This is a genomic window from Acetobacter zythi, from assembly GCF_963921165.1.
Taxonomy (GTDB): domain Bacteria; phylum Pseudomonadota; class Alphaproteobacteria; order Acetobacterales; family Acetobacteraceae; genus Acetobacter.
The window spans coordinates 508,850-526,927 of the sequence record NZ_CAWUEO010000001.1; the positions used below are offsets into that span (position 1 = coordinate 508,850).

At 60.1% G+C, this 18,078-nt stretch carries 17 protein-coding genes and 1 tRNA gene; 8 read left to right on the top strand and 10 right to left on the bottom strand.

Annotation, left to right across the window (positions count from 1 at the left end):
* Positions 1–3 precede the first annotated feature (3 nt).
* Entirely contained in the window at positions 4–2,799 is a 2,796-nt protein-coding gene (locus tag AABE20_RS02480) for a DUF4175 domain-containing protein (protein ID WP_338331657.1), read from the top strand.
* 195 nt (positions 2,800–2,994) lie between these two features.
* Positions 2,995–3,978 carry a zinc-dependent alcohol dehydrogenase family protein gene (locus AABE20_RS02485; protein ID WP_338331658.1) on the top strand — a complete coding sequence of 328 codons (984 nt, stop codon included), beginning with the start codon at positions 2,995–2,997 and terminating at the stop codon, positions 3,976–3,978.
* Here AABE20_RS02485 and AABE20_RS02490 read toward each other — a convergent pair.
* Positions 3,975–4,295 (bottom strand): ArsR/SmtB family transcription factor, encoded by a 321-nt coding sequence (locus AABE20_RS02490; protein ID WP_338331659.1) that lies wholly within the window; start codon positions 4,293–4,295, stop codon positions 3,975–3,977. The genes AABE20_RS02485 and AABE20_RS02490 overlap by 4 nt on opposite strands.
* Positions 4,296–4,394: 99 nt before the next feature.
* Here AABE20_RS02490 and AABE20_RS02495 point away from each other — a divergent pair, with 99 nt between their 5' ends.
* Positions 4,395–5,486 (top strand): NADH:flavin oxidoreductase/NADH oxidase, encoded by a 1,092-nt coding sequence (locus tag AABE20_RS02495; protein WP_338331660.1) that lies wholly within the window; start codon positions 4,395–4,397, stop codon positions 5,484–5,486.
* A 132-nt stretch (positions 5,487–5,618) separates the two neighbouring features.
* Here the strand turns inward: AABE20_RS02495 and panB are convergent, their stop codons facing one another.
* On the bottom strand, positions 5,619–6,437 hold the full coding sequence (gene panB, locus AABE20_RS02500) for a 3-methyl-2-oxobutanoate hydroxymethyltransferase (protein ID WP_338331661.1): 819 nt from the start codon (positions 6,435–6,437) through the stop codon (positions 5,619–5,621).
* Positions 6,438–6,650: 213 nt separating this feature from the next.
* On the opposite strand from panB, the gene AABE20_RS02505 reads away from it, so the two are divergent.
* A tRNA-Tyr gene (locus tag AABE20_RS02505) sits at positions 6,651–6,736 on the top strand.
* Between the two features lie 229 nt (positions 6,737–6,965).
* Here the strand turns inward: AABE20_RS02505 and AABE20_RS02510 are convergent.
* Genes AABE20_RS02510 through AABE20_RS02520 form a run of 3 tightly spaced genes read right to left on the bottom strand, consistent with a single transcriptional unit; the run spans position 6,966 to position 9,776 of the window.
* On the bottom strand, positions 6,966–7,853 hold the full coding sequence (locus AABE20_RS02510; RefSeq protein WP_165990695.1) for an S-methyl-5'-thioadenosine phosphorylase: 888 nt from the start codon (positions 7,851–7,853) through the stop codon (positions 6,966–6,968).
* Positions 7,840–8,601, bottom strand: coding sequence for a cytochrome c1 (locus tag AABE20_RS02515; RefSeq protein ID WP_338331662.1), 762 nt, complete (start codon positions 8,599–8,601; stop codon positions 7,840–7,842). Before AABE20_RS02515 ends, AABE20_RS02510 begins: the two co-directional genes overlap by 14 nt.
* Entirely contained in the window at positions 8,598–9,776 is a 1,179-nt protein-coding gene (locus AABE20_RS02520) for a cytochrome b (RefSeq protein ID WP_338331663.1), read from the bottom strand. Before AABE20_RS02520 ends, AABE20_RS02515 begins: the two co-directional genes overlap by 4 nt.
* A gap of 169 nt (positions 9,777–9,945) precedes the next feature.
* Between AABE20_RS02520 and hemF the strand changes: the two genes are divergently transcribed.
* Both hemF and AABE20_RS02530 read left to right on the top strand, forming a co-directional pair.
* Positions 9,946–10,860: an oxygen-dependent coproporphyrinogen oxidase gene (gene hemF, locus AABE20_RS02525; RefSeq protein WP_338331664.1), complete on the top strand. Its 915-nt coding sequence runs from the start codon at positions 9,946–9,948 to the stop codon at positions 10,858–10,860.
* Positions 10,861–10,961: 101 nt separating this feature from the next.
* Entirely contained in the window at positions 10,962–12,104 is a 1,143-nt protein-coding gene (locus AABE20_RS02530) for a hypothetical protein (protein WP_338331665.1), read from the top strand.
* Here the strand turns inward: AABE20_RS02530 and AABE20_RS02535 are convergent.
* The 4 genes from AABE20_RS02535 to AABE20_RS02550 form a co-directional block, all read right to left on the bottom strand.
* On the bottom strand, positions 12,081–12,728 hold the full coding sequence (locus AABE20_RS02535; protein WP_338331666.1) for a Smr/MutS family protein: 648 nt from the start codon (positions 12,726–12,728) through the stop codon (positions 12,081–12,083). The genes AABE20_RS02530 and AABE20_RS02535 overlap by 24 nt on opposite strands.
* A gap of 147 nt (positions 12,729–12,875) precedes the next feature.
* Positions 12,876–14,294: a cytochrome-c peroxidase gene (locus AABE20_RS02540; protein ID WP_338331667.1), complete on the bottom strand. Its 1,419-nt coding sequence runs from the start codon at positions 14,292–14,294 to the stop codon at positions 12,876–12,878.
* Positions 14,295–14,416: 122 nt separating this feature from the next.
* Complete coding sequence (locus AABE20_RS02545) at positions 14,417–15,271, bottom strand: DNA-methyltransferase (RefSeq protein ID WP_338331668.1); 855 nt, start codon at positions 15,269–15,271, stop codon at positions 14,417–14,419.
* Positions 15,268–15,948 carry a Tim44/TimA family putative adaptor protein gene (locus AABE20_RS02550; RefSeq protein WP_338331669.1) on the bottom strand — a complete coding sequence of 227 codons (681 nt, stop codon included), beginning with the start codon at positions 15,946–15,948 and terminating at the stop codon, positions 15,268–15,270. Before AABE20_RS02550 ends, AABE20_RS02545 begins: the two co-directional genes overlap by 4 nt.
* 183 nt (positions 15,949–16,131) lie before the next feature.
* Here AABE20_RS02550 and AABE20_RS02555 point away from each other — a divergent pair, with 183 nt between their 5' ends.
* Positions 16,132–16,650, top strand: a complete 519-nt coding sequence (locus tag AABE20_RS02555) for a histidine phosphatase family protein (protein ID WP_338331670.1) — start codon at positions 16,132–16,134, stop codon at positions 16,648–16,650.
* A gap of 137 nt (positions 16,651–16,787) precedes the next feature.
* Positions 16,788–17,285, top strand: coding sequence for a protein-export chaperone SecB (gene secB, locus AABE20_RS02560; RefSeq protein ID WP_338331671.1), 498 nt, complete (start codon positions 16,788–16,790; stop codon positions 17,283–17,285).
* 61 nt (positions 17,286–17,346) lie between these two features.
* Here secB and AABE20_RS02565 read toward each other — a convergent pair whose 3' ends face one another.
* Positions 17,347–18,078: a uroporphyrinogen-III synthase gene (locus AABE20_RS02565; RefSeq protein WP_338331672.1), complete on the bottom strand. Its 732-nt coding sequence runs from the start codon at positions 18,076–18,078 to the stop codon at positions 17,347–17,349.

Genomic DNA, 18,078 nt, shown 5'->3' on the forward strand with positions numbered 1-18,078 from the left:
CACATGGGCGGTCTGAAACATGATCTGACCGCGTCAACCGCGCAGGATGGCGCACTGGCGGCCCGTCTGGCCCATGTGCGCCGCCATGCGGCCCTTGTTTTGCACATTGAGCGGCTCTGGCCAGCACTCCAGCCCACACTGGCCATGCTGGGAGCCTACACGCTGGCAGGTCTGCTCCGCCTGCCCCAACACCTGCCCGATGGCCTGCGCCTTGTGAGTGTGGCAGGCTGGCTGAGCCTGTGTGGCTGGCGGCTCCATACCGATCTGGGCCGTTTGCGGCCCACAGCGGCAGAAGAGGTTGACCGCCGGATCGAACAGGCATCCGGCCTGCACAACCGCCCCCTTGCCAGCCTGATGGACACCCCCGCTCCACTCCCCCATACCAGCAGCACCATCCTGTGGCAGGCCCACCGGCAACGGCTTTTGGCCTCCCTTGGTCATTTGCGGGCAGGCTGGCCCAACCTTATGCCAAAGGGGCGCATACGCCAGCTTACCGCCGCCGGTCTGGTGGTAGCCCTTGGCATTGCCACGGGCATTGCAGGCACCTCCGCTCCGGGGCGCATTCTGGCAGCCTTTGTGCCGGGGCGTGATGACCCGGACGTGCCTCTGCCCCACATAGATGCGTGGATCACCCCCCCCACCTACGCACCGGACGCCCCCGTGTTTTTAAGCGCGGGCCACCCTGTGCCACAGGTGCTCGAAGGCGCGCACCTGACCGTTATTGTAAACGGCATGGCCTCCCACCCCGTGCTGCAAGGCGCGCGCGGCATGGTGGCGCAGGATGCAAAACGCCAGAAGCTGGACCCACATAGCTGGAAGCTGGACGTTACACTCACCCATAGCGGCCTGCTCCGCCTGACCGGGCGGGGGCGCACCATTGCAAGCTGGCTCATTACTGTTCTGCCGGATCTGGCGCCACAGGTCGCATGGGGGCCATCCCCCGGTGCCGCCACCAAAGGGGACTGGCACACCCGCCTGCCCTACACCGCCAGCCATGCCTATGGCCTGTCGGACGTAAAGGTCGTGTTCCACGCCGCCCACCCTGCCCGTGGCGCCAACCCCAAGCGGGAGCTGAGTATTCCCCTCCCCCTGAGCGGGCACCCCAGATCGGTTAAGAATGTTGTCGCGCCCGACCTGTCGGAAGACCCGTGGGCTGGGCAGGAAGTGACCGGCCAGATTGAAGCCACCGCCACCAGCGGCCACAAGGGGCTAAGCGCGCCAGCTACGTTCAGGCTTGGTGGGCGGGTTTTCCACTCCCCCATTGCCCGCGCCATTCTGGACGTACGCAGACGTTTTGCTCTGGAGCAGGAAAAGCGCGAGGACACCGCCCAAGACCTCGAAGCTCTGGGCGAGGCGCCGGGACCTGTGCGTGAGCATACGGGCATGTTCCTGAACCTGACCAGCATTGTTGCCCTGCTTGATAACGCCGACATAGATGCCCAGACCGCCCGCACAAGCGCGACCAACCTGCTATGGGACCTTGCACTGGACATAGAAGACCGCCGCACGGGCGATAACGCCAGTGCGCAGGCCTCCATTGATGTCCGAGCGGCACAGGCCGATGTTGCCCAGAAACTGGCGGACATGAAGCGCGATGGCACCCACAACCAGCAAGCGCAGGAAGAACTGGAACAGAGCCTGAAGGCGCTACAGGACGCCATTGCCCGCAAAATGCAGGCTCTGGCCGATGCCGCCCTGCGCAACCACACAGCCATACCTGACCTGCCCGGTTTTTCCGCCGCAGGGAACAAAGCGTTTGAACGGTTGATGAAGCAACTGCGCTCCGATGCCGCCAATGGCCGTTCGGGGGATGCCCTGCAACGCCTGCAGGAGATGGAAAACGCAACCGAGCGCATGCGCAACGCAACGCCACAGGACCTTGCGGCTCTGGCCCAGCAGATGCTGGCGCAACAAAAAGCACGCGAACAGGCCGCCGCCCTGCACGACCTGACCACCAAGGAATCCAGCCTGCTGGACCACGCCCAGTCCCGCCTTGATGAGCATTTGCGTAGCCTTTCCCAACAGCAGAGCGATCTTGCTGATGATGGAGATGGAGAGGCCGCGGAATACGCCAACCTTCCCACATCCGAACTGCTGCGCAGGCTTGGACTTCCCACCCCCCCAGACATGGGCGCACCCAATACGGGCACACAGCCCGCACCCGGCACAACACAGCCCCCGGCAGGCATGCCGGACCCCGCCAGAGCTGAGGCACAGGCCACCGCACGCCGTACGGAACGCGCAACCCAACATGCGCTTGAACAGGCCCTGAGTGAACTCAAAGACGAGTTCAAGGACTTAACCGGCAAAACCCCCGATGCGTTTGAACAGGCCCGCAAAAACATGGCCGCCGCCCGCAAGGCGCTGGCCGATGGGGACGATGCCGCCGCCGCCAGTGCGGAGGAAAAAGCACTGGAAGCCCTGCGCCAGAGCCGCAAGCAAATGCAGGACAGCATGAAAGGCAACGGCCAGAACACCACCCCCAGCTTCCTGCCCTCCTTTGGTAGCCATGGGGACGGTTCATCCGGCTCGGGCAATGCGGGGGAAAGCGGCAATGGCCAGCCCTCCGATAACGCGGGCGAAAACGGGGATGACGAAAACACAACCGGCAAAGACCCGCTCGGCCGCAAGGAAGGGGAAGGTGCAGACCAGAATACGGATGACAGCACCCATATTCCCGATACCGTAGCCCGCCAGCGTGCGCGTGAGATTGAGCAGGAACTGCGCCGCCGCGATTCCGACCGCACCCGCCCGCAACAGGAACTGGATTATCTGGACCGGCTGCTCAAACCTTTCTGAGCAAGTCCTACCCCTGCGCAGGGCAAAGCAGACCCGGTCATGCCGCTACAGTGACCCCGCAATGCGCAGGTCCGGCCTTCCCGCGCTACGGGCCGCGCGGCACATAATGGACCAAGGCCGCCCCAACGCGGCATAACAGACGGGCACAGGGTGCCAGTTTTGCAAGCCCGCCGCCCCACAAAAGGGAGAGCCTTCATGTTCGCCATGCGTCTGCACAGCCCACGCACCCCGCTCCAATGGGAAGAACTGCCCGACCCCACCCCCGGTCCGGGGCAGATACGGGTCAAGGTGCTGGCCTGTGGCGTGTGCCGCACGGATTTGCATGTGGTGGATGGCGATCTGACCCACCCCAAACTGCCCGTAACACCGGGGCACGAAATTATAGGCCGTATTGATCTGCTGGGCAGTGGGGTAACATCGCTTCAGGTAGGGCAGCGCGTTGGTATTCCGTGGCTGGGCCATACATGCGGCCATTGCTCCTACTGCGCCACCGACCACGAAAACCTGTGTGACCACCCCATTTTTACCGGCTACACGCGAGATGGCGGTTACGCCACAATGGCTGTAGCCGATGCGCATTTTGCATTCCCCATAGGGGAAGTCGGGTCCGATGTCTCATTGGCTCCCCTGTTGTGCGCAGGGCTGATCGGCTGGCGATCACTTGGCAAAACGGACAACGCCCAAAAAGTTGGTCTGTACGGCTTTGGGGCCGCGGCACATATTATTGCGCAGGTACTGGTCTGGCAAAAGCGCGAGGTTTACGCCTTTACCCGCCCGAACGACACAAAAACGCAGGAATTTGCCCGCTCGCTGGGGGCCAGATGGGCCGGTGGTTCGGATGAACTGCCGCCCGAACAACTGGATGCGGCCATTATTTTTGCCCCCGATGGCGCTCTGGTGCCCGCAGCCCTAAAAACCCTGCGCAAAGGTGGGCGCGTGGTGTGCGCGGGTATTCATATGAGCGAAATCCCCGCTTTTTCCTACGACACGTTGTGGGAGGAGCGCGATATTGTATCCGTTGCCAACCTGACAAGGGAGGACGGGCTGGAGTTCCTTTCCCTCGCACCCAAAATTGGCATCCACACCACCACCACAACCTATGCGCTCAAGGACGCCAACCAGGCACTGGACGACCTGCGGCATGGCCGGTTTGACGGTGCGGCTGTGCTGGTGCCCTAAGCGGGCACATCCCCGGCTCTGGCCACCGCCAGAATAGCGGCCAGCACACCGGGAAAACGGCTTTCCAGCTCCTGTTCCCGCAAGGAGTTCATGTGGGTCACGCCCACCACCTCGGTGCGGATGATCCCCGCCTTGCGCAGCACGGAAAAATGGTGCGACACGGAGGACTTTGGTCGTCCATCCTGCAACGGCGCGCAAGGCTGGGGCTGGCAGGCGGCAAGCTTGCACACCACCTCCAGCCGGAACGGGTCGGACAGGGCGTAAAGCAGGCAGGACAATTGCAAATCCTGCGCCAGAGGGTGGTCATACTGCTTCATAAAAATACCGGTCCTGCCTCTTCCCTTGCTTTACCCGTTAGTTCGACTATAGTCGAACTAACGGGGCTATAACGCCCCTCTGTAACAGGAGCATGGTCCATGCCAACGCTTTTCGACCCTTATACCCTCAAAGGCAGCACACTGCGCAACCGCATTGCTGTTGGCCCCATGTGCCAGTATCAGGCGCAGGACGGTATGCCCAATGACTGGCACAGCGTACACTATGCCTCCCTCGCCCGTGGTGGTGCGGGGCTTGTCACGCTGGAGGCCACCGCAGTCTCCCCCGAAGGGCGGATTACCCCCAACTGCCTTGGCCTGTGGAATGACGCGCAGGCAGCCGCCTACGCCCCCATTGTTGCCAGCATTCGCAAAACAGGGGCAACACCGGGGATCCAGATTGCCCATGCAGGCCGCAAGGCCAGCGCCAATATTCCGTGGGAAGGTGACGACCACATTGCAGCCACCGACCCGCGCGGCTGGCAGCCCATTGCCCCCTCCGCCGTGGCCTTTGGCACCAACCTGCCGCGTGTTCCGCATGAAATGACCCTTGAGGACATTGAACGCGTTAAAAACGACTTTGTCGCTGCGGCAATTCGGGCGCGGGATGTCGGGTTTGAGTGGCTGATGCTCCATTTTGCCCATGGGTATCTGGCGCAGAGCTTCTGGTCCACACATTCCAACAAACGCACCGACCGCTATGGTGGGTCGGCTGAAAACCGTGGACGCTTTTTGCTGGAAACACTGGCCGCCGTGCGCGCCGTCTGGCCCGAGGACCGACCGCTCACGGCCCGCTTTGGCGTGATTGAGTTTGATGGCAATGACGAGCAGACTCTTGCGGAATCCATTGCTCTTGTTCGTAAAATGAAAGAGCACGGGCTGGATTTTCTGGATGTCAGCATGGGCTTTTCCACCCCCGATGCCACCATTCCATGGAGTGCTGGCTTTATGGCCCCCTTCGCCCACAAGGTCCGGCAGGAAGCCGCGTTGCCCGTCACCACATCATGGTACATCAGCGAAGGGCGGCAGGCGGATGCGCTGATCCGGAACGAGATTGTGGATGTCGCCACAATCGGCCGTCCGCTACTGGCCAACCCGCACTGGCCGCACGAGGCCGCGCGCATTCTGCACGCCAAGGACGCAAAAACCGTTCTGCCGCCGTCCTACGCATGGTGGCTTTCACGCTACCAGTAACGCGGCCCTCAAAATCCGCTTTAACAACCAGTCCGTATCAGGCCAGACCTGTGCGGGCTGGTGCGCCGTAACCCGCTACAAAAACATGCAGGTTATGGCGCACCACCTCCCCCAAAAAACACTCTGGCAGGCTTAGTCCGCCTTGGGCATGCCCACACATTCCGCAGGGCCGGGAAAAGTGCGTGTGCGCACTGCATGCGCGTAATCCGCCACCGCGCGGTCTACCTCCTGCCCCAGATGGGCAAACTTACGCACAAACCGTGGCGTAAAGTCGGGGAACAGACCCAGCATATCCTCGGCGACCAGAATCTGCCCATCGCACTGCGGAGATGCCCCGATGCCAATGGTCATGATACCAAGGGCTTCGGTTATGGCGCGGGAGAGGGGTTCCATTGTGCTCTCGATCACCACCGCAAACGCTCCGGCTTTTTCCACCGCCAGCGCATCGGCCATAACCTGCTCAGCCTCGCTCCCACGCCCAATGGTGCGGAAGCCCCCATGCGCATGCACCGCCTGTGGCTTAAGCCCGATATGCCCGATAACGGGAATCCCGCGCTGGACAAGGAATTCTATGGTCGGGGCCATTTCCTGCCCGCCTTCGAGCTTGACGCACCCTGCCCCCGTTCTGGCCATAATATCCGCCGCCACCCGGAATGCCTGCTGCGGGCTTTCCTGATAACTGCCAAAGGGCATATCCACCGCCACGCAGGCCTTCTGGCTGCCGCGCACAACGGCCTGCCCGTGGGCGATCATCATCTCCACACTCACCGCCAGTGTAGAGTCCATGCCGTACACCACCATGCCCAGCGAATCCCCTACCAACAGCAGGTCGCAATGCGGGTCCAGCAGGCGGGCCATGGGGGTTGTGTAAGCGGTCAGGGAGACTATGGGCGTATCCAGCGCCGCCAGCGAACGGGGCGTATGCCGCCGCACTGTGTGGTGTTTGCTCAAAACCTAAACTCCCCGTGACTGTCGGATACCTCGAACCGGATGCAGCTTTTCCCCTAACCTGTGCATATGTCCACCCCAAAGCCTGTAAATCTTTTGCTAATCCGTAACGTCCTGATCGCCGCATAAAACCCCCTAACCCACCATGGGCAAAGAATATTCATCAAAGCCATTGACAACCCCCAGCTCAGGCTTTAGGTGAGTGCTCAACAAGTCGGAGGGGTGCCCGAGTGGCTAAAGGGGGCGGACTGTAAATCCGCTGGCGTACGCCTACGTTGGTTCGAATCCAACCCCCTCCACCATTTTTCCAAAATAAAAATCGTTATAAACTCCCTGCATTTTTCTCAAATGCGGTGTTTTTTGTGCGTTGCATTCTGCTCCACACATGGAGGATGCGCCTGCGCGCCATGCCCCCCCACTTTGTGCCCAATGGCCCACACAGCAAAACGGGCGAACCCATAGGCCCGCCCGTTCCCCATCATTAGACCTGCACGGCAAAAAACCCGCACAGGCTATATGGTGTACTCTGTTTTAGATAACCCGCCCGGCAATGGTTTTGAGCTTGCCCATAAGTTCGGGGTCGCGCGCATCGGGGGCGGTAATCAGGGCGTATTCCAACGCGCGGTCACAGCCTGCGCTGCACAGGCCGCGCTTTTTGCCGCCCAGTGCGGGAATAACCGCCTTGACCAGCGCCTTGGCTTTGGCGGAGTTGGCCTGCATGGTTTTAACAACGCTTTCCACCGTTACGTTATCATGCTCGGTGTGCCAGCAGTCATAATCGGTGACCATGGCTACGGTGGCGTAGCAGATCTCGGCCTCACGGGCCAAGCTGGCCTCTGGCATGTTGGTCATGCCAATGACCGAGCAGCCCCATGTGCGATAGAGTTCACTCTCCGCGCGTGTGGAAAACTGCGGCCCTTCCATAACCAGATACGTGCCCTTGCGTGTGGCCTCAATACCAAGCCGGTCAGCTTCGGCCTTGAGCACATCGCCCACACGGTTGCACAGCGGGTCCGCCATGGAAATATGGGCAACACACCCCGTATCAAAAAAGCTTTTATCCCGCGCAATGGTGCGATCAATAAACTGGTCAATGATCACGAACCGACCCGGCGGCAGTTCCTCCTTGAGCGAACCCACAGCGGAAAGGGAGACAATATCGGTCACGCCAGAGATTTTAAGCGCTGCAATATTGGCCTTATAGTTCAGCCGTGAGGGCGGAATGGGGTGGCCACGACCATGCCGGGGCAAAAACACGCATTTTACGCCATCCAGCCGACCAAACAGAAGCTGGTCGGAAGGCTTGCCCCACGGGGTTTCCACCGTGCGCCATTCCTTGTCTTCCAGACCATCAATATCATACAGGCCAGACCCGCCAACCAGACCGATAACGGGTTCCACAACTTCATTTTCTGACATCAGACCAGATTCTCCGGTTTAAAATCGCAAACAGCACGGCAAGAAAGCACAGATACAGCCCCGCTCCCACACCCAACCTGCGGCGCTGGTCCTGATGGGGAGCGGAAACCCATGCAAGGAACGTTGTAACGTCTCGTGCTTCGGCCTGCACATCAGGCACTGTGCCATCTGCATATTTGACCTCGTTGCCATGCAACGGCGGGGGCATGGCCGTAAAGTGGCCAATAGCATAGGGGTTAAAAAAACCGCGCCCTTTTTGCCGTTCGGCCTGCGGGGCGTACCCGGTTAGCAGGCCGTACACCCGGTCCGCCCCACCGGGATAGACCTTGAGAATGCGCGAAAGATCCGGCGGCACAACACCCTGATTGGCCGCCAGCGCCGCCTCCGGCCCGGAATAGGGCGATGGCAGGGCGTCATCCGGGCGGGCGGGGCGGTGCTTCAGTCGGCCTTCCGCATCCAGCCCATCTGGCACCTGCCATGTGCCCGCCAGTGCCGCGACCTCCGCAGTTTGCAGGCCCATGCCCGCAAAATCGGAAAAATGAAGCTGGGACAGGCTATGGCAGGATGCGCAGGAGCCTGCAAAAACCGCATAGCCACGCTGGACTGCCGCCAGATCAAAATGCCCCAAAGCCCCTGCAAAAGACCATTGCTGCCGCGCGGGCTGGACTGCCCCACCCGAAGGCTGGCCCCATGCCGTGCAGGCCCACAACAGACCAGCCCCAATGACCATGAACCGCCGGGCCATCATGCCTTACCCCCATGCCGCAAACGGCCAGATAGGGGCAGATAGGCCAGAAAGTAAGCGTAATATCCGACCATGCCCAACCGGGCCACCAGCAGCCAGTTGCCCTGCATATGGTGCACCCCCGCACAGGCGGTTGCCACAGCCGAACAGATCAGCACAACCAGTGCAAAAACCCGGACCACAGCAGGTGCGCCACAGGCTGCCCGCGCCCCGCGATCCAGCCATGGCACGGCAAACAGCACAGCCACCGCCCCACCGGACAGGAGCAGCCCCCCCAGCTTGAACGGCACAGCCTGCATCATTCCGTAAAAAGGCAAAAAATACCATTCAGGCTCAATATCGGCCGGGGTATGCAGCGGATTGGCCGGGCGGTAATTGGCGGGTTCGGTTATCAGCTCCGGCCAGAAGCACAACACCCCAACAAAAGCGATGGCCACCAGCACAATGGCCAGCATGTCCCGCACCGTAAAATATGGATGAAAAGGCAATGCCCCGGTTACCTCCACCGGGCGGGCAGACGGGCTGGAACTGCCGCGTGCATGCACATGGGCAATATGGCCTGCAACCATACCCACAATCAGGAACGCCAGCCCAAAATGCAGCGCAAACATACGGTGCAAAGTGGGCGTACCCGGTGCATCCCCCCCTAAAAACACACCCTCCAGCCACCCACCAACCAGTGGGAGCGCCCCCACGGCTTTGCCCGCCACATCCGCCCCCCAATAGGACATTTGCCCCCATGGCAGCACATAACCTGCAAAGGCGGTTACCATAACCATAACCAGCAGGCCGCACCCACTCAGCCACACAGCTTTGCGTGGCGGCAGGTAAGAGCGGTAGTACAGCCCCCGCAGCAGATGAGCGTACAGGGCCAGCATAAAAAAGGATGCGCCGGTCATGTGCATGGCGCGGAGCAGCCAGCCTGCAGGCATGCGCCGTTCGATCCCCTCCACCGAGCCAAAAGCCAGACCCGCATCGGGCGTATAAGCCAGCGTAAGCGTTAGTCCGCTCAACAGCATAAGGGCCAGAATGGCGCACAGAATGGCCCCTATGGTCCACAACCAGTTCAGGTCGGCTGGCAGGGGCAGGCGGGCATAGGCTCTGGCCCATGCACCAGACTGGTCCTGCGCTGTAGGCTCCGTGCCGTGCCCATTGTGGCAGACTGGTTTGCCAGCCATTGCACCCCTCCCCCATGACCCGCCACACCGTGGGCGAACTCCGGTTCCCGTTTAACGATGAACCGGGCGATCTTGCAATGACCGGCCCTAAGGCGCACCCCTTGAAAAAATGCCCAAAGCCGATTCTCTGCTTGCCGGGCAGCAGACCAGTATGGAAAGAGCTTTATACATGACGCCCACAAAGCCCGCCTCTGTTCCCTCGCACGACAGGCTCAAGGACGCGGCCAGCGCATGGTTTGAGGCGCTGCGTAACCAGATATGCGCAGCCTTTGAAGCCATTGAAACTGACGCCGCCGCCCAGAACAGCCCGGTGCTCCCCGGCCACGAACAGCCCGCCCGCTTTGAACGCAAAAGCTGGAACCGCCAGAACGAGGACGGAACCCCCGGTGGTGGCGGTGTGATGAGCCTGATGCATGGCCGGGTTTTTGAAAAAGTGGGGGTGAACATCTCCACCGTGGAAGGCACGTTCTCCCCCGATTTTGCAACGTCCATTCCCGGTGCAACCGAAAACCCGCATTTTTTTGCAACCGGCATCAGCCTTGTTGCGCATATGTGCAACCCGCTGGTACCTGCGGCCCACTTTAACACCCGCATGATCATTACCACGCAGGGCTGGTTTGGTGGTGGGGGCGATATTACGCCCATGTTCCCCGAAAGTGCGGAAGCGCAGGATGACGCCGCCACCTTCCACGCAGCCTTCGCCCAAGCCTGCAACGCGCATGACCCGGAGTATTATCCCCGCTTCAAGGCATGGTGCGACAAGTACTTCTACCTCCCCCATCGCAACGAACCACGCGGCCTTGGCGGTATTTTTTATGACCGGCTGGACAGCGGCAACGCCGATGAGGACTTTGCCTTTACCAAGGATGTCGGACTTGCTTTTCTCGATGCATACCCACGCATTATCCGTGGCCGTATGATGGAACCCTGGACCCCCGAACAGCGCCACGCCCAGCTTGTGCGCCGTGGCCGCTACGTGGAGTTCAACCTGCTGCACGACCGTGGCACCCTGTTCGGACTCAAGACCGGGGGCAATACGGAAGCCATTCTGATGAGCATGCCCCCAGAAGTTAAATGGCCGTAATAAAATGGCCGTGTTTCTGCCTTTAATTTCGCATAGAATGGGGCGGCAATAACCACAATGAAGGCTCTTGGTGTTTGTCTACTCTCATCCCTGCTTCTTCAATGACGCGTCAACACCAAGGCCCTGCCCTGTCCCGCCGCCTGTTTATGAGCGGCGCGCTGGGATGTGTGGCCACCACCGCCACCGCCCATGCGGCGGATGACATACTGGTCGGCCCTGCGGCCACCCCCACATCCGACCAGACAACAAAGCTGATTGTGGCAGGCAGTGCGGAAACCCCGTGCGGCGCATGGGCCAGCCGACTGGCCCCGGACATGGCCGAGGAACTGGGCCAACCCCCGTTCGAACTCACCTTTACCACCGGCTGGGACGGGGTAACGGGTGCAAACCTGTTTGATGCGCAGGAACAGTTGAGCAGTGCCTCCAGCACATTACTGGTCCCCGGCACAGCCCTTATGGCCGCCATGACCGGGGATAGCCGCGTACACTACGCCTACCAGCGCTGGTCGCCCGTGCTCACAATATGCCAGCCCAGCATGGTTGTGGGGCATGTTAGCCTCCATCGCTCGCTTGGCGTTATTTTAAGCAGCAAGACCACCCGTGTTGCGGTTTCCACCCCCACCGGGCCGGAATTACCGACCCTTCTGGCGTTTGACCTGCTGGCCCTGCGCCCCCTGCCGGTAAGCGGCTACGCAACGCCAGACGCCGCCATGGCCGCGCTAACGAGTGGACTGGTGGACGCCATCCAGCTCCCCATGGACGCAGCACTCAAGGACCGGCTGGCCACGCTGGACAAACAGGGGTTTATACCGCTCTTCCTCAACACCACAGCGCAGCAAGGCCCCACTCCGGCAGACATGGAACTGCCCCCCACTTTTCCAACCATTTTATTACGTGAACGCAGAACATCCACCCCGGCTTTTCTGCCGCAGGCATGGCAGGCCATTGCCTCTGCCGCCAGCCTTAAAGCGGCCCTTGTCCTGCCTTTGCTAACCCCACCAGCCAAAGTTGCCCGCTGGCGCCACGCGGCGGAAACATGCGCTGCCAAACTCAGTCTGCAACAGATTGCCCTTGCCAATGGCCAGACCGTACTTTCGGGCAGCAAGTGCATTGCCTATTACGCCATGGCAACACCCGATGTGAATGTAGGCATGGCCCTGCGCCGTTGGCTGGCTCTTAACCTGCCGCGCTGGCGGAGCGCTCTGCCTGCCGTGCAGGCCCTACCGCCTGCGCCTGCGCAGTAAAACCCGGACAGACCCCTTATTGCCCATATGCGGGTAGGCTAACCCCAGAATGCGCGACCGCATTTCTGGCCGTTCCAGCCAGTGGGGCAGTTCGCGCCGCAAAATACCGCCTTCGTGCCCGGTTCCCAGACCGGTAATAATTTCCACGCAGCGCAGGCCACGGTGGGCGGCAACATCCATAAACTCCATCAGGCGCACAAACGCTTCCTGCGCGACCATACCGTGCAGGTCCAGCCGCTTTTCAACGCGCATGTCCCCCTGATGAAAACGCCGCCAGCTATAATCATCCACACCGGGTTGGCGCTGGCCAATTTTTTCCGCAATCGGGGGAGCTGGCCGCAATGTTACGGCGGGGGGAGCTGGCGGCAGAGCCGCCAATGGGCGCTCCGTCCATAACAGGCTACCTACGGGCCTGCCCCCGGACGGGCTTTTTTTATAGTTTTTGTGCGGAATGGCTGGAACCGCAGCAGCAATGGCAGGCTCTTCCACCACAAATGCCGTATCTGCCGCAGGGGGTACAAGGCTTGGGCTGCTCAGGGGGGCTACATCACGCACCACCAGCGCCCAGAGCTGCTTTTCCGCCTCCTGTAACTGACGCCGCCTTTTGACCACCCTGTCACCCACCGTGTTCTGTTTTCACCAATCTGGTCCGTGCAGGGTCAACCGCAAACACAAACGGCCCGCCCAGCAGGCTTTATCGCCTGCGAGCGAGCCGTTGTTCAAGCAAAGAAAGCGGGCACCTGCAAAGATGCCCGCCCCACATGCCCCTGTTTACTGCTTGATATCCGTCAGAACATGACCATCATACTTGCCGGTCAGGCTCTGAAGGAAGGCCACAATATCCGCCACATCCTGATCGGAGGGGTTGGTATCGGGGGTCTGATAATGCGCCATTTTACGCACGGCTTCGTCCAGTGTCTTCACGCTGCCATCGTGGAAGTACGGCGCACTCAGGGCAATGTTGCGCAAGGTGGGCACAACAAAGCGGTTTTCGTCCGTCTTGTTGTGGCTGATGGCATAAATACCTTCATCCGCATCCGTCAGCTTGCCGCCACGGTCCTTGAAGTAATCGGACTCCAGCCCCATCACCTCATAACCGCCGCCGCCAACACCAATACCGCTATGGCAACCTGAGCAACCAATGGCCTTGAACCGCTCATAACCACGTTTGGCCTGCGCGCTAATCGCGTCCTCCTTGCCCTTGAGGTATTCATCAAACGGGCTGTCGGGGGTGATCAGGGTTTTTTCAAACTCGGCAATAGCCTGCGTAATGGTCTGCTCCCCAACCTGCACATCCGGGCCAAAGGCCGCTTTGAACATGCCGGAGTAGTCCGGGTCGGTCGCCAGTTTGGCGGCCACTGCGGACCAGTCGTGCGAACCCATTTCCAGCGGGTTCATCACCGGGCCTGCGGCCTGTGCTGCAAGGTCAGGCGCACGGGCGTTCCAGAACTGGGCCACCTTAAAATACGCATCGTACACGGTGGGGACGTTAATCGGGCCTTTCTGGCCACCAATACCGGTTGCCGTGACCAGATTATCAACCCCGCCCTTGTCCAGACCGTGGCAGCTTGCGCAGTTGAGCGTATTGTCGCCTGACAGTTTTTTATCAAAGAACAGCTTTTTACCCAGCGCCACCTTTACGGGGTCTACTTCCACGCTTTCTGGCACAGGGCGCACGGGTTCTGCCGCCAAGGCCTCGGTCGCACCCGTGTTGGCGTAGTATTTACGCCGGGTCTGCTGCACCCAGGCCAGAATGCTCTGCCGTTCCGCATTGGACAGATGGGCATGCCAGTGCAGCAGCAGGTACTGCGCAGGCGGCATGCGGTTCTGCACAATCACTTCCTCAATGCGGGACAGTTCTTCTTCCGAAGGCGGCGTGCCGTGTTCAAACGCATGCAGAACAGGTTCCATACGGAAATGACGCAGCCCCTGGTTGCGGTCACGCTCCATAATGGTGTTGGCTATGGGCAGACGGAAGTAAAATGGCAGGTCACGCCCTGTTGCGTGGCAGTAATCGCAACGTGCTTCATTCAGCGCATTAAATGCAGCCAGAGCAACAGGGTCTTTGTGTGTTGGTGATGCAGGCAAAAGTTCCGTTGCTGTTACATGGTCGTAATGCTGCAAGAAGGCAACTGTACCACCATAGGCCAGCAAACCCACCCCTGCCAGAGAGACTAATATACGTTTCAAACCCCGATCCCCCGGTTCTATTTCTTTCTCTTATACGTTTTATTCATTCTTGAACCTGTTGTGTTTGATGCACATCAAAATGTCAAAGCGATTATTTTTATCGTAATAATAGATAAAACCGATCAGGCTACAGGACTGTTCACCAGATCGTGCATAAGCCGCGCACGGGCTATGGCCACGTATTCCGCGTCTATTTCCATGCCCATACCGCTGCATCCAAGGCGTTGGGCAGCCAGCAGGGTGGTTCCTGTTCCCATAAAGGGGTCCAGCACCCGACCTTTGGATTTGCCGTGGAGCAGAATGCACTGCTCTGGCAGGGCTATGGGGAAGGTGCCGGGATGGTCGAATTTTTCCGCACGTCCGCGCACGGTCTCGTAGGGGATAAACCATGCATCCCCCCGGCACCGCCGGTCCTGACGGTGGCCACGGCGGGCAATATTGGTTTTGTCCTTGTAGGGTACACCCGCACTCAGCCGGTCGAGCGGAACATCTCCCCCCAGTGTGAAGTGGAAAAGATGTTCATGCCCCCGGTGCAGGTAGCGCTGGCTGTTCATGGGTTTGAAATGGCCGAAGCTATTCTCCCCCACGGAAATGGATTTGACCCAGGAAATATGGTTTTGCAGCACAAACAGGTCCCGCAGCCGTACCGCCAGTTCAAACGGCAGCCAGGGCTGGGCGGATGAGCCTGAAATGTTGAGAAAAAACGAGCCATCGGGTTTGAGCACCCGCTGCAACTGGGTCGCAACCTGCACCATCCAGTCCAGATACTCGTCTTCCTCCCGCCGGTCGGGGTAACTCCGGTAGGACAGGCCAATATTATAGGGGGGGGATGTGACAATCACATCCACGGTTTCCGCCTGCATACGCCGCAGCGCGCGCAGGCAATCGCCTAGAACAATGTCCTGACGACCAACCTTATAGCGCTTTGCCCGTGCTGGTGGCGTTGGGGAACCCTCGGCCGAAGTGTGCGCACTCACGCACTACGCGCCGCCGCAAGACGCCAGCCGCTGCCACCAACGCCCAGCAGGCGCTCAAGCGTCCACATATCTGAAAATTCGGTCACCGCATCCGTGCCGGTCACCGGCTGGCCCGCCTGATCTTCCACCAGACTGATCTGGTCGGAAACAATGCGCACATCAACCGCAGCGCCAAGCCCCACGTCCAACTGGGTCAGGCGGACATCCTCAATTGCAAGCGAACGCACGGCCTGAATCTCGGTCCGCTGTTTTTGTCCTGCGGCTTCACGCGCGGTTATGGCTGCATCGAATGAGGCATACACTGCGGGGGTCAGGTAGGTTTTGAGCACATCGCGGTTACCCTGCGCATAAGCACCAACAACCTGCGCAAACACGGTTTGCACGCTCATTAAAAACTGCTGGGGGGTAAAGCTTGCATCCTGCTGGTGAATGTCAACCAGCAACTGGCCAACCCGCGTACCGGGCGATGGCACGTCATACTCAACAGCGGGGCCTGTGGGTTCAACCTTGTTCTCCACCACACGCGGAGCAGCCTCCGCACGGGCGGGAACAGGCATGGTGGGGGGCTGAATGCCAACGCGCTTACCCAGAACACTGCGCAGGCGCAGAGCCAGAAAAGCGGCTACCAAAGCCAGAAGAACCAGATCGACCGGAAAGTGGTCGAGAGAAAAATCCATCTGTTGAACGTCCACCAAGCTACCTGCACACAGCGTTTGCAGGTTTATATATTATGAAGGGAAGCGCACTTTCCCTCGGGCTCTCGTTATCACATAGTCATGACTGAGCACGGTTACAATGAATACCAGCCCAACCGCCCCTGTAAAAGACCATTCCTGTTTCAAAAAACCAGTCAGGCCACCATGATCATACTGCGTCATTGCGAAAGCGAGTTCAACCGCCTGTATGGGCTGAGCGGGCGCGACCCATCCGTGCCGGACCCCGTCTTATCCGCCCAAGGGCAGGACCATGCCTACGCTTTGGTGGACGAGCTGCGCCACAAGGATATTACCAATATTCTGGTGTCCCCTTTTACACGGGCTTTGCAAACCGCCACCCCCATTGCCCAGGCATTGGGCATAACCCCTGTTATTACCTCCCTTGTGCGCGAAAGAGGCCTTTATTCGTGCGATATAGGCTCCCCCGCCTCCGTTCTGGCGCAGGACTGGCCACACCTTGATTTTGCCGATCTGCCCGAAACATGGTGGTCACCCCAGCCAGAATCCGACCATGCGCTCAGCCTGCGTGCGCAACGATTCCGCGCACAGATGCAGCAGAAAAAACCACACGGGCACACACTTGTGGTTTCGCACTGGTGGTTCCTGCTCGAACTCAGCGGTCAAAGTCTGGAAAACGGGGACTGGCTCCACCTTTCGCCCTAAAAACACCGCCCTCCCTCCCCACCACCCCAAGGTGCGCGCAGGCCTGGCACACCCGGATTGGAGTGTTGGCTAACCCCGCAGGTCATGCTACCGCCTTAAGGGAACCCAATACGTTTGAGAGCAGGAAGCTGTCATCAATGTCCGATACTGCCCAGTCCGTTCCGCCCGCCCTGCCACTGGCCATTAACCTCCAGTACACGCGCGATCTTTCCTTTGAAGTACCTGTAGGGGCAGAAATTTTTGCCACTCTGCGTGCCCAGCCCCAGATCGGTGTGAACATTGATGTGCAGGCCAACCGCCTGCAGGATGACCAGATGATTTATGAAGTCATTCTGAGCATCAAGGCCGAAGCCAAGGAAGCCCCGGAAACGGAAAATGGCCCCGCCGGGCGCACCGTATTCCTGACCGAACTGGTTTATGCTGCGGTTGTTACGCTCACCAACCCACCAGCCGAACTGGTTGAACCGATCCTGCTGGTTGAAGTGCCGCGCCTGATCTTCCCCTACGCACGCAACATCATCAGCGATGTCACGCGTGATGGCGGGTTCCCCCCCATTGTGCTCCAGCCGATCGACTTTGTGGCTCTGTGGCAGGGCCGCCGCGCGGAATTCCCCGAAGCGGCAGGCCACGCATAAGCCCCAGCAGGCTTGCGCTGTTGCTACAAAAAACCCGGCTCCAAAATGGCGCCGGGTTTTTTTATGTGTTCAGTGCATTAAGGGCTGCCAGCATGGCTGGGGCATCCGGTCGGGCGGCCATTGTGACCACTCCCTGCCAGCCTGCCTGATGCAAGACCTGCGCCACAACATCGGACATAACCACAGCACGCAACGCCATAACCTGCGCCAACACGCGTTTATTGGGCACAGAGTTCAGCCAGCATTGGGCACTCCGGGCTGAAAAAAACAGAATGGCCGCAACCTGCTCCATCTGGAGCGCCTGTTCGACAGAAGCTGGAAAATCCGCCACCCCCTCCGCCCGATACGCCACACGCCTTACAACGCTAAAGCCGTGGTTGCGCAGACTGGCGGCAAGGTCCAGCCCCTGCCCGGCACCGGAAAAAAGCAGCAGAGTGCCTTGCTCTGGCGCGCCATGCCCCACCACAAGGCGCACAAGTGCTTGCGCGTTCCCATCCGCACTACAGACTGTAACAAAGCCTGCGGCGCGCGCCTTTTGCGCGGTACGCTCACCAACAGCAAAAACAGGAACAGACAAGCTGACATTTTTGGCAGCGGCGGCAACCGCCTGCCCACTGGTCAGCAGCAATGCCGCCGGACGCTGGGGCAAATGCCCAACAGAACAGACCTGCACATGCAAAGCTGGCGCCAGAACAGGCACCCATCCCGCCCCGGCAAGAGCGGAAGCCGTCTCACCCAACCCCGGTTCCGGCCGGGTGATAATGACGCCACGCGACAACAATGGCGGATGCAT

Excerpts from the sequence above, each read along its gene's own strand:
- AABE20_RS02480 (WP_338331657.1), top strand. The coding sequence starts at position 4 with ATGGGCGGTCTGAAACATGATCTGACCGCGTCAACCGCGCAGGATGGC.
- AABE20_RS02555 (WP_338331670.1), top strand. The coding sequence starts at position 16,132 with ATGATCATACTGCGTCATTGCGAAAGCGAGTTCAACCGCCTGTATGGG.
- AABE20_RS02565 (WP_338331672.1), bottom strand. The coding sequence starts at position 18,078 with ATGCATCCGCCATTGTTGTCGCGTGGCGTCATTATCACCCGGCCGGAA.
- AABE20_RS02530 (WP_338331665.1), top strand. The coding sequence starts at position 10,962 with ATGACGCGTCAACACCAAGGCCCTGCCCTGTCCCGCCGCCTGTTTATG.
- AABE20_RS02515 (WP_338331662.1), bottom strand. The coding sequence starts at position 8,601 with ATGATGGCCCGGCGGTTCATGGTCATTGGGGCTGGTCTGTTGTGGGCC.
- secB (WP_338331671.1), top strand. The coding sequence starts at position 16,788 with ATGTCCGATACTGCCCAGTCCGTTCCGCCCGCCCTGCCACTGGCCATT.
- AABE20_RS02520 (WP_338331663.1), bottom strand. The coding sequence starts at position 9,776 with ATGGCTGGCAAACCAGTCTGCCACAATGGGCACGGCACGGAGCCTACA.
- hemF (WP_338331664.1), top strand. The coding sequence starts at position 9,946 with ATGACGCCCACAAAGCCCGCCTCTGTTCCCTCGCACGACAGGCTCAAG.
- AABE20_RS02485 (WP_338331658.1), top strand. The coding sequence starts at position 2,995 with ATGTTCGCCATGCGTCTGCACAGCCCACGCACCCCGCTCCAATGGGAA.
- AABE20_RS02550 (WP_338331669.1), bottom strand. The coding sequence starts at position 15,948 with ATGGATTTTTCTCTCGACCACTTTCCGGTCGATCTGGTTCTTCTGGCT.
- AABE20_RS02510 (WP_165990695.1), bottom strand. The coding sequence starts at position 7,853 with ATGTCAGAAAATGAAGTTGTGGAACCCGTTATCGGTCTGGTTGGCGGG.
- AABE20_RS02490 (WP_338331659.1), bottom strand. The coding sequence starts at position 4,295 with ATGAAGCAGTATGACCACCCTCTGGCGCAGGATTTGCAATTGTCCTGC.
- AABE20_RS02495 (WP_338331660.1), top strand. The coding sequence starts at position 4,395 with ATGCCAACGCTTTTCGACCCTTATACCCTCAAAGGCAGCACACTGCGC.